Consider the following 10,312-nt stretch of genomic DNA (forward strand, 5'->3'; position numbering starts at 1 on the left):
CCGCCCCGCCGCAGTGTCGGGCTGGCGGGCCCAGCCCCACAAGAACACCATCCAATGACGGCTGCCGATTCCTATTTCGTGGATTTTCGTGACGTCTGGCTCGCCTACAACGACGAGCTGCTCGCCCAGAACCACTTCGCTGTCGAGGCCATCGACCTGCAGGTCCGCCAGGGCGAGTTCATCGCCATCGTCGGGCCTTCGGGCTGCGGCAAATCGACCTTCATGAAGCTGGCCACGGGCCTGAAGATGCCCTCGATGGGCAAGATCCTGATCGACCGCCAGCCCGTGACCGGGCCGCTCAAGATCTCGGGCATGGCCTTCCAGGCGCCCTCGTTGCTGCCCTGGCGCACCACGGTGGACAACGTGCTGCTGCCGCTGGAGATCGTGGAGCCCCACCGCAGCAACTTCAAAGCCAAGCGCAAGGAGTACGAAGCCCGCGCCCGCGCCCTGCTGCAGAAGGTGGGCCTGGGTGGGTACGAGGACAAGTTCCCCTGGCAGCTGTCGGGCGGCATGCAGCAGCGCGCCAGCATCTGCCGCGCGCTGATCCACGAGCCCAAGATGCTGCTGCTGGACGAGCCCTTCGGTGCGCTCGACGCCTTCACGCGTGAAGAGCTGTGGTGCATTCTGCGCGACCTGCAGGCCGAGCAGAAATTCAACGTGATCCTGGTGACGCACGACCTGCGCGAGTCGGTCTTCCTGGCCGACACGGTGTACGTGATGAGCAAAAGCCCCGGCCGCTTCGTGGTGCGCCGCGACATCGAGCTGCCGCGCCCGCGCGACCTGGAGATCACCTACACCAAGGAGTTCACCGACATCGTGCACGAGCTGCGCGGCCACATTGGGGCCATGCGCAAGGCCGGCGCGCCCATCCAGCAATAGATAAGCATCCAGACACACCATGCACAAGAAAACCGCGGAACGCTGGTCCCCCTGGATCCTGCTCGTCGCCATCGTCCTGCTGTGGCAGATCATCTGCTCGGCCTTCAACGTCTCGGAATTCATCTTCCCCAGCCCCTGGGCCATCGGCGTGCAGCTGGTGGAGTTTGCCGGCGTCATCGCAGCCCATGCCTGGCGCACCTTCTGGGTCACCATGGCGGGCTTTGGCCTCGCCATCGTGGTCGGCGTGCTGCTGGGCTTTCTGATCGGCAGCTCGCGCCTGGCCTATGCCGCCGTGTACCCGCTGATGACGGCCTTCAACGCCCTGCCCAAGGCGGCCTTCGTGCCCATTTTGGTGGTGTGGTTCGGCATTGGCGTGGGGCCGGCCATCCTCACGGCGTTTTTGATCAGCTTCTTCCCGATCATGGTGAACATCGCCACCGGCCTGGCCACGCTGGAGCCCGAGCTGGAAGACGTGCTGCGCGTGCTGGGCGCCAAGCGCTGGGACGTGCTTACCAAGGTGGGCCTGCCGCGCTCCATGCCGTACTTCTACGGCTCGCTCAAGGTGGCGATCACCCTGGCCTTCGTGGGCACCACGGTGTCGGAGATGACCGCCGCCAACGAGGGCATCGGCTACCTCCTGATCAGCGCGGGCTCGTCCATGCAGATGGGCCTGGCCTTTGCCGGCCTGATGGTGGTGGGCGCCATGGCCATGGTGATGTACGAGCTGTTCAGCTGGGTGGAAAAGCGCACCACGGGCTGGGCACACCGCGGATCCCAGGGTGAATAACACGATGGCGTTGGGCGAAGCCCAGGCCGCGACCCTGCTGCGCCGCGCCAATGCCGTGGCGCAGCGCGCCATGGGCATGGGCCGCCACCCCTTTGGCGCCCTGCTGGTCGCGCCCGACGGCGAGACCGTGCTGGCCGAGCAGGGCAACATCGACACGGTGAACCATGCCGAGAGCACGCTGGCGCGCACGGCGGCGGCCAACTACCCGGGGGCCTACCTGGCGCAGTGCACACTGGTCACGACGTTCGAGCCCTGCGCCATGTGCGCGGGCACCATCTACTGGGCCGGCATCGGCCGGGTGCTGTACGGCGCCGAAGAGTCGGCATTGAAGGCGCTGACCGGCGACCACCCCGAGAACCCGACACTGGACCTGCCCTGCCGCACGGTGTTTGCGGCCGGCCAGCGCGCCACCGAGGTGCTGGGCCCGGTGCCGGCGCTCGAAGACGAGATCACGGCCTTGCACCGCGACTTCTGGCGCTGACTGGGCCCGCCGACACGACCTACCGACCCTGGCAGCAACGCCGGAAAGCACCCGTCGATATACTCGCCGCCCTGTAACCACAGGATCTTTCGGCACCATGCGCCTGCACACCTTTCTGCGCCCCCTGGCGCTTGCACTGGCCGTGGCCGGCCTGTCCGCATGCGGCGGCGGCACCACCCCCAGCCAGCCCGCAGCAACAACAGCCGCCCCTGCCACTGCGGTAACGGGAGCGGCGCCCGCCCCCATCAAGGTCGGCATTGCCCTGGGCGGCGGTGCGGCCAAGGGCTTTGCTCACATCGGCGTGATCAAGATGCTGGAGGCCAATGGTTTTGCACCCGCCGTCGTCTCGGGCACCAGCGCGGGCGCCGTGGTGGGTGCGCTGTACGCCAGTGGCATGAATGCCTTTGACATGCAGGAAAAGGCCGTGGCGCTGGATGAAGCCAAGATCCGCGACCTGCAGCTGTCGTCCGGCGGCCTGGTGGTGGGCAAGAAGCTCGAGGACTACGTCAACGAACAGGTGGGCCGCAAGAGCCTGGAGCAGATGGCCAAGCCCTTCGTGGCCGTGGCCACGCGCCTGGAAGATGGCGAGCGCACCGTGTTCGCACGTGGCAACACCGGCCAGGCCGTGCGCGCCTCGAGCAGCGTGCCCGGCGTGTTCCAGCCTGTGACCATCGGCAAGTACCACTTTGTGGACGGCGGCATCGTGAGCCCCGTGCCCGTGGACGCCGCGCGCCAGCTGGGCGCCGACATCGTGGTGGCCGTGGACATCTCGAACAAGGCCCGCGGCAAGACGCCCGGCGACATGCTGGGCACCCTGGGCCAGTCCATCGCCATCATGGGCCAGAAGCTCGGCGAGGCCGAACTGGCCCGCGCCGACGTGGTGATCCGCCCCCAGGTGCTGGACATCGGCCCCGCCGATTTCGCCCAGCGCGCCAGCGCGATTCTCGAAGGAGAAAAAGCCGCCCTGGCCGCCATGCCGCAGGTCCGCGAGCGGATTGCCCAGATTCAGGCCGAACGCGCGCGCGCTGCGCAACTGGCGCAGGAGAAGGTGCGGGAGGCGGAGTACAGGGCGTGCCTGGAGAAGCGGTCGAGTTTGCAGAAGTTGGCTGGGATGGCGGGGATGGGTGAGGGGTGCGTGGGAGCTGCAGGGCTTAAGTGAGCAAGGCCAACGAGGTTGCGGTCGCGGAGGCGCCGCAAATGGGTTTTAGCCAATGGCTCCTTGAAACTGCACCGTCACAGGCACTGCTGCTGCGGCCTCGATTTGCTGCGAGACCTGCAAATAAAGATCCTGCTCGACCGTCGGTGCTTCGATCAAAATCAATAAGCTGTAGCGAGCCGAGCGGTTGAAGCGTTGGTGAGAGGTGCGGTTGCGCCACCACCCCATTGCCGGGAAGACCGCCAGTTGACCGCGGTTGGCCGGGGCTACCGCAGCCGTAGCTGACTAAAAACGCTCCGTCCATTTCGAATATTCGCCTTCGCTCAATGAATTCGATTGTGTTCTGAGCCTTGAGTTTGGTCTATCCTGTAGCTCTATTTCAAAAATATCAAAATTGACTGATTGCAAAGTTGTCCAAATCAACATAGCGAGTCATTGGAAAAGGGGGACGATGCTATGAGAGGGAGATGGATCAAGGAGCTGGGCACGAGTTCATCGCCAATGGTTGTGGTGTTCGTACATGGCCTTTTGTCAGATGGCGAAAAGTGCTGGCAGCATCAGAATGGCACCTATTGGCCGGAATTACTTTCTAGACATCAAGCCACTAGGAATGTCGGCATCTATGAATTCACCTATCGCACCAATGTTTTCAGTGGCTCTTACAACCTGAGCGACATCGTTGATTCGCTAAAGGAATGCTTGCACCTCGATGGTGTCAACAGTGCGCGCAAAATCGTCTTCGTCGCTCACAGTATGGGTGGCATCGTGGTTCGGCGCTATGTCGTGCAGCGTTGTGACGAACTAGTTCAGCGTGGTGTTGACTTGGGGCTTCTTTTGATAGCGTCACCTTCACTAGGATCATCCTATGCCAACTGGCTCAGTCCAGTTGCGAGGTTCATGGGACACGCCCAAGGTCAAGCCCTTGCGTTCTGTCAGAACAATGTTTGGCTCAATGATCTGAACAATGATTTCCGCAATGTGCTGTCGCGCCGCGCACTGGTGATCCATGGCCGTGAGTTGGTGGAGGACCAGTTCGTAGTTCTCAAGCGTTTCCGTGTGTTCAAGCAGGTAGTTGCCCCATTTAGCGGAGCAACGTATTTCGGCGATGCCTTTAAGGTGCCACTTTCGGACCATTTTTCCATCGCCAAGCCGGCCGACGACCAGGCCATCCAGCATCGCATGCTGTGCGAATTTATTGAAAGCACCATGCAACGTAAAGGCAACGCCAGCAACGTCTGGGAATGTCCGAGCGGCTTTCGAGCTAGTGTCGTGAGTTAGAAGTTCGTTGAACTAGTGATCACATGTCGAGTCAGTCGTGTACCGTGTGCACACGAGGAGGCTGCGATGCGTGGACGACCGAAGGCGCAACTGGTACTGACGCAAGTCGAGTTTGAGCAGCTCACAGCGCTGACGCTGCGGCGCAAGACCGCGCAGGCGTTGGCGCTGCGGGCTCGCATTGTCCTGGCCTGTGCCCAGGACATTGACAACAAGGTGGTTGCCAGCCGCCAGCGCGTGACACCGCAAACCGTCTCGAAGTGGCGGGCCCGATTCGTGCGGGATCGACTCGACGGACTGCTCGATGCTCCTCGCACTGGAGCACCACGCACCATCGATGACGCTCGTGTCGATGCTGTGATCGCCAAGACGCTGGAGAGCGTGCCCGAAGCAGCCACGCACTGGAGCACCCGCACCATGGCACGCCAGGCAGGCCTGTCGCAGACGGCGGTATCGCGCATCTGGCGCGCATTCGGACTGCAGCCCCATCGACAGGAGACCTTCAAGCTCTCCAGCGATCCGCTGTTCGTTGAGAAGGTACGCGACATCGTGGGGCTGTACATGGATCCGCCGCACAGGGCCATGGTGTTGTGCGTGGATGAGAAGAGCCAGATCCAGGCACTGGATCGCACACAGCCTCTGCTGCCATTGGCCCCGGGTATCCCCGAGCGGCGCACACATGACTATGAGCGCCACGGCACAACGACGCTTTTCGCAGCATTGGACATCGCCACCGGAGCCGTCATCGGGGATCTTCATCGACGCCACCGCAGCAGCGAGTTCCTGCAGTTTCTGCGCACCATTGAGAGCAATGTGCCGCAAGCTCTGGACATCCATCTGGTGCTGGACAACTACGGCACACACAAGACGCCCGCCATCAAGAACTGGCTTGCTCGGCACCCTCGCTTTCAGGTGCATTTCACGCCGACTTCTGCGTCTTGGTTGAACCAGGTCGAGCGCTGGTTCGCCACTCTGACGCTGAAGTACATTCGCCGCCGCACCCACCGTTCCACTCGGCAGTTGGAGCAAGCGATCAGGCACTACATCAAGGTCAACAACGAAGATCCCAAGCCATTTGTTTGGTCAAAGACCGCCGATGACATCCTCGCGAGTGTCGAGAGGTTTTGTCTGCGAACTTCTAACTCACGACACTAGTGTTGGTGCTAGCGAAATCAGTATCGTTGCAGGGCGAATTGAAGACCACCCAGCGGGACCGTCAGCGACAGTAGCGCTGCCTTGCAACGAGTACTTCGAAGATAGTTGCACTAGTGACACCCGGACTGCGCTGGGCGTATATATCAACCGGCATTGCCCCGAGGCTGCTTCGGCATTCTCGGATCAAATCAGAGAACAGTGCAGGGCTCGGTTTGGTTCGGGGACGCAACAACAAAAAACTATGGATGAGGTGAGCGAGAGCCATGGTCCTGGCCGGGCCATCCTTGTTCCGGATCCATCGAAGAATGCAGCGAACATAGCGCTTGTATCCACGACGACGCAGCGAGCTGGTCAGGGGCTGGCAGCTAGAATGTCTTATGTGTTCGATGGCGTGCGAGAGTTGTTTGAGCTATTGGCGGACCAGCGAATCAACGAAGTTGTGATGCCGGTACTAGGGGCAGGACATGGTGGAATCGATCCGCCGCTTGCGCTTGCTGGACTGGTACTGGCACTGGCGGAAGCGTCCCGGTATGGTGTTGACCGGCAACAACGCAAGAAAATCACTATCGTGGTCTTTCAGCGGACCAAGCAAGATCCGCCGGAGATAGCGCATGAAAACTTCCGCAAAGCGCTGGAACTAGTGGCCAACAAAACGTAGCGGCAAAACACGCAAGGATGGGTTGGGCCTCTGCCCATTCGGTCCCGGGCGTGATAGAACCCCCTTCATCGCAACCGCCGCACAGGACTGCCATGCGCCATGCCGGCCCTTCTCTCCCACCCGACGTGCATGCCGCGCTCGGTGCAGGCCAGCCCATCGAAGCCATCAAGCGCCTACGTGCTGCCACGGGCCTGGGCCTCAAGGAGGCCAAGGACCTGATCGACGCGCACCAGCGTGGCGAGGCGGTGTCGGTGGCAGCCCGTGCGGCGCAGCCGGTGGATGGCAGCTTCCACGTGCCCGACGCCGTGCGCCAGGCCCTGGCCGAGGGCAACAAGATCGAGGCCATCCGCCTGCTGCGCGACCATGAGGGGCTGGGCCTGAAAGAGGCCAAGGATCGGGCCGATGCGATCGAGCAGTCCATGGGCGAGCCGGCATCCATCGGCATGGGGACAGTAGCGCCCGGACTTTCGCCCGGCCAGCAGCCCAGCGGTGGCTTGGGCAACTGGATCGTGGTGGCCGTGGTGCTGGCGGCGACGGTGGTCGCCTACCTGTGGATGCGCGGCGGGACCTGAGCGAGCCCCGCGCGCCCGCACCCTCACTCAGTACTTGTTGGAGAAGTTCGCGCTGATGCGCTGGCGCAGGTATTCCGCACCGGTGATGGGCGGGTACTTCTTGGCGGGGCCTTCGATGACGGCGTCTTCATTGGCCTGGCAGAAGAAGGCCAGGCTGTAGCGGGCGCCCTGGTACTCGTGCGGCAGGGGGTTGCGCACGCGGTGAAAATTGCTGGGCAGCTGGTCGTCGCTCCAGCGCGTGAGCATGTCGCCGATGTTGCAGGTGATCACGCCCTCGGCCGGCTCCACGCTGGTCCACTGGCGGCCCTCGGCCTCTTTGCCTGGCAGCACCTGCAGGCCGCCCTGGCCGGGGCGCTGGAACAGCAGGGTGAGGCAGTCGAAGTCGGTGTGGGCGCCGGCGCGCCACAGGCCCAGTTCGTCCTTGAGGGCCGGGTCCACCGCAAAGTAATGCAGCATGCGCAGCGTGCTCTGGTAGGTGGGCAGGTCGGGCTGGTGGGCGCGGGTGAAGAAGTCGGCGTCGAAGCCCAGCTTGTAGGCAAAGCACGAGAGCAGGCGCATGCCCACCTCCCAGCACTGGTGCTCGAAGGCCAGCGTGGCGGCCTGGAAGCCAGGTAGTTCGGCCTCGGTAGGCCACAGGCCGGCCATGCGCGGGCGCGTGACCTGGTAGGACTCCTTCTGGTCCGGCGTGCGCGTGGAGGGGCGGATCTGCGCCTTGTGCTCCCAGCCGGAGTTGCGCGACAGGGGCCACTGGGCCTTGGTGTCCTTGGGCTGGTCGAAGAAGGCTTCGGCGCGCGTGAACGCGGCGCGGATGTCTTCGATGGGGATGCCGTGGTTCGTCACCTGGAAGAAGCCGATGTCGACCGATGCGGCCCACAGCTGCTCAGCGATTTCTTCCTTGCGCTCGTCGAAGTTGGATATGTCGATGCGGCGCACTTCGCGCGTGGAGGTCTCGCCGTCCATCGCGCCGCCCATGCGCGATTCTTTTTCGAGCTCGCCCAGCACGTCGGGGGCGACGGTGGGCTCATAGACGGACGTTGCCGTGGGGGTGGCAGTGGTGCTGTGCTGCATGGCGTGGTTTCCTCGTTGGATCAATGGCAAACAAGGCACACGGCAGGCCGCAGAAAGTGAAGAAGAAGCGGCACGGCGCCATGTGGCTCTTGAAGGGAACAATGGCAACGGCCCGCAGGCTACGCAGGCCCTCAACAGGCACGCGCACCGCACGCAAGCCGCCACCGGCTTCAAGAGCAATGACCCGCCAGCCGGTCCACGCAATGCGGATTGGCTGGACTGAACGCTTCTACTCTTACCCCTGATGCTAGCAAACGGCAGGCCAGCAATGCCGTCGCACATTCCACAGGGGCGCCCCACGGCACCGTTCGACTCTGTGCGCCAGCGCTCACCAAACCAGGGCGCCAATGCACCAAGCCCGCGCATCGCAGCTGCGTGCCCAGCGCTTGCAAGCCCTATTGCACAAGAGGCCGTGCAGCGGCTCGCGCCAAGGCAAGCCCCTGGCAAGACGTGCCTGGCGCGCAGCGCGGCGCAGCGCTTTTGCGGCACCGGGCACGCTTTCTGCATCAGCCCCTGCCGAGTAGAAGCGTTCAGCGCTGCCACCTTTCTTCGCTGTTGGTGGCGCCCGGAAATTGCTCAGTTCGACCCGGTCCTGCGGCGGCACACGCCTGTGGGCCCGGGACATTCCACCGAACCTGGGCCACCGCCATGTTGATGCAACGCCGCCGCTTTCTCTCGACCACCCTCGCCTCTTCGCTCGCTGCCACGCTGGGCGCCCCTGCAGTGCATGCGCAGGGCACGCTCACCCCGCTCAAGTTCACGCTGGACTTTCGCGTGACGAGCCAGACCTCGCCCTTCTTCCTGGCGCAGGCCAAGGGCTACTTCAAGGACGAGGGCCTGGACGTGACCATCGATGTGGGCGCAGGCTCGGTCGCATCGATCACGCGCGTGGCCAGCGGGGCCTATGACATCGGGCTGGGCGACATCAGCTCGCTGGCCGAGTTCCACGCGCAGAACAGCGACACGCCGGTGCAGGCCATCTACCAGTACTACAACCGGGCGCCCTTCGTCATCATCGGCCGCAAGGACCGGGGCATCACCACCGATTTCCAGTCGCTCAAGGGCAAGAAGGTGGCCGCAGCCGCCGTGGAAGCAACGCGCCGCAGCTGGCCCATGGTGGCCCGGGCGCTCAAGACCCCGCCCGAGCTGTTCAGCTGGGTGACCACCGACTTCAGCGCGCGCGACAACGTGGTGGTGCGCGGCGATGTCGATGCCGCCACCTATTTCCACGACTCGGCCGTGTCGCTGTTCGCACGCGTGCCGCCCAAGGACCTGTCGGTGCTCGAATACAACAAGGCGGGCCTGAACCTGTATGGCAATGCCGTGCTGGCCGGCAAGCTGCTGCAGGAGAAGCCCGAGGTGGCCAAGGCGTTTTTGCGCGCCAGCAACCGCGCGCTGCGCGAGACGCTGGCCAACCCCGAGGCCGCGTTTGCCGCCATCAAGGCGCGCGAGGCTATCCTGAACATGGAGGTGGAGCGCGACCGCTGGGCCATCACGCGCCAGTACCTGCAGACGGCCGAATCGCAGGCCGTGGGCCTGGGCGGCGTGCAGGGCAGCGTGCTGGCGCACCAGATCGAAGAGGTGGCGGCCGTGTTCAACCTGGCGCGCAAGCCCGCGCCCGAGCGCGTGTTCAACCCTGCCTTTCTGCCCGCCCTGGCCGACCGCAAGGTGGTGGCATGAACAGCGCCGCCCCCACAGAGCTGCTGCCGCAGGAGGCACCCCTGGACGAACACGACGGCAAGTACCTGCGCCAGGCCATCGCCCTGGCCGACAAGGCCCGCGCGCGCGGCAACCGGCCGTTTGGCGCCCTGATCGTGGCGGCCGATGGCCGGGTGCTGGCCGAGGCCTGGAACGCCACCGGCGAGAACGGCGATTGCACCGCGCACGCCGAGACCTCGGCCGTGCGGCTGGCCAGCCCGGTGCACAGCCGCACCGACCTGGCCGGCGCCACGCTGTACTCGTCGGCCGAGCCGTGCGTGATGTGCGCGGGCGCCATCTACTGGGCGAACATCGGGCGCGTGGTCTACGGCATCGACGCGGTGCGCCTGCGCGTGTTCCGTGGCGAGCGGCTGGACCAGCGCGATGCCGAGCTCTCCTGCCGCGATGTGTTCCATGCCTCACCCCACCCCATCACCTGCGTGGGCCCGGCGCTGATCGAGGAGTCGTCCATCTCGCACCAGGGCGCGTGGAAGTAAACACCCCCTGAGTCGCTTCGCGCCTTCACCCCTCTCTCATATTGCTTCGCAATCTGGGAGGGGGACGCCCCCAGCGCGGCGGGGCG

Annotated in this window: 12 protein-coding genes; 11 read left to right on the top strand and 1 reads right to left on the bottom strand. The window is 64.3% G+C overall.

Annotated elements, in window-relative coordinates; all coding sequences use genetic code 11:
* Positions 1 to 54 precede the first annotated feature (54 nt).
* From PMI14_RS32580 to PMI14_RS33910, 8 genes are all read left to right on the top strand, one after another.
* A complete protein-coding gene (locus tag PMI14_RS32580) occupies positions 55 to 879 on the top strand; it encodes an ABC transporter ATP-binding protein (protein ID WP_007861941.1) in 825 nt (274 codons plus the stop codon).
* A gap of 19 nt (positions 880 to 898) precedes the next feature.
* Entirely contained in the window at positions 899 to 1,666 is a 768-nt protein-coding gene (locus PMI14_RS32585; RefSeq protein WP_007861943.1) for an ABC transporter permease, read from the top strand.
* 4 nt (positions 1,667 to 1,670) lie between these two features.
* Positions 1,671 to 2,147 (top strand): nucleoside deaminase, encoded by a 477-nt coding sequence (locus PMI14_RS32590; protein ID WP_007861946.1) that lies wholly within the window; start codon positions 1,671 to 1,673, stop codon positions 2,145 to 2,147.
* Between the two features lie 97 nt (positions 2,148 to 2,244).
* Positions 2,245 to 3,306 (top strand): patatin-like phospholipase family protein, encoded by a 1,062-nt coding sequence (locus PMI14_RS32595; RefSeq protein WP_007861947.1) that lies wholly within the window; start codon positions 2,245 to 2,247, stop codon positions 3,304 to 3,306.
* Between the two features lie 498 nt (positions 3,307 to 3,804).
* Entirely contained in the window at positions 3,805 to 4,581 is a 777-nt protein-coding gene (locus PMI14_RS34560; RefSeq protein ID WP_157405926.1) for an alpha/beta fold hydrolase, read from the top strand.
* 66 nt (positions 4,582 to 4,647) lie between these two features.
* On the top strand, positions 4,648 to 5,733 hold the full coding sequence (locus PMI14_RS32605) for an IS630 family transposase (RefSeq protein WP_007861952.1): 1,086 nt from the start codon (positions 4,648 to 4,650) through the stop codon (positions 5,731 to 5,733).
* A 241-nt stretch (positions 5,734 to 5,974) separates the two neighbouring features.
* Positions 5,975 to 6,391, top strand: coding sequence for a hypothetical protein (locus PMI14_RS35245; protein ID WP_146187960.1), 417 nt, complete (start codon positions 5,975 to 5,977; stop codon positions 6,389 to 6,391).
* Between the two features lie 92 nt (positions 6,392 to 6,483).
* The gene (locus PMI14_RS33910; RefSeq protein ID WP_007861956.1) at positions 6,484 to 6,963 is read left to right on the top strand and encodes a ribosomal protein L7/L12; all 480 of its coding nucleotides are present in this window, start codon (positions 6,484 to 6,486) and stop codon (positions 6,961 to 6,963) included.
* Positions 6,964 to 6,990: 27 nt separating this feature from the next.
* Here the strand turns inward: PMI14_RS33910 and PMI14_RS32615 are convergent, their stop codons facing one another.
* Positions 6,991 to 7,935 carry an isopenicillin N synthase family oxygenase gene (locus PMI14_RS32615; protein ID WP_238541948.1) on the bottom strand — a complete coding sequence of 315 codons (945 nt, stop codon included), beginning with the start codon at positions 7,933 to 7,935 and terminating at the stop codon, positions 6,991 to 6,993.
* Between the two features lie 94 nt (positions 7,936 to 8,029).
* Between PMI14_RS32615 and PMI14_RS35250 the strand changes: the two genes are divergently transcribed.
* From PMI14_RS35250 to PMI14_RS32625, 3 genes are all read left to right on the top strand, one after another.
* Positions 8,030 to 8,254 carry a hypothetical protein gene (locus PMI14_RS35250; protein WP_146187961.1) on the top strand — a complete coding sequence of 75 codons (225 nt, stop codon included), beginning with the start codon at positions 8,030 to 8,032 and terminating at the stop codon, positions 8,252 to 8,254.
* 431 nt (positions 8,255 to 8,685) lie between these two features.
* Positions 8,686 to 9,711 (top strand): ABC transporter substrate-binding protein, encoded by a 1,026-nt coding sequence (locus PMI14_RS32620; protein WP_035206456.1) that lies wholly within the window; start codon positions 8,686 to 8,688, stop codon positions 9,709 to 9,711.
* Positions 9,708 to 10,226 carry a nucleoside deaminase gene (locus tag PMI14_RS32625; protein WP_007861961.1) on the top strand — a complete coding sequence of 173 codons (519 nt, stop codon included), beginning with the start codon at positions 9,708 to 9,710 and terminating at the stop codon, positions 10,224 to 10,226. Before PMI14_RS32620 ends, PMI14_RS32625 begins: the two co-directional genes overlap by 4 nt.
* Positions 10,227 to 10,312 lie beyond the last annotated feature (86 nt).

It is taken from the genome of Acidovorax sp. CF316 (assembly GCF_000276605.1).
Classification (GTDB): Bacteria; Pseudomonadota; Gammaproteobacteria; order Burkholderiales; family Burkholderiaceae_C; genus Acidovorax.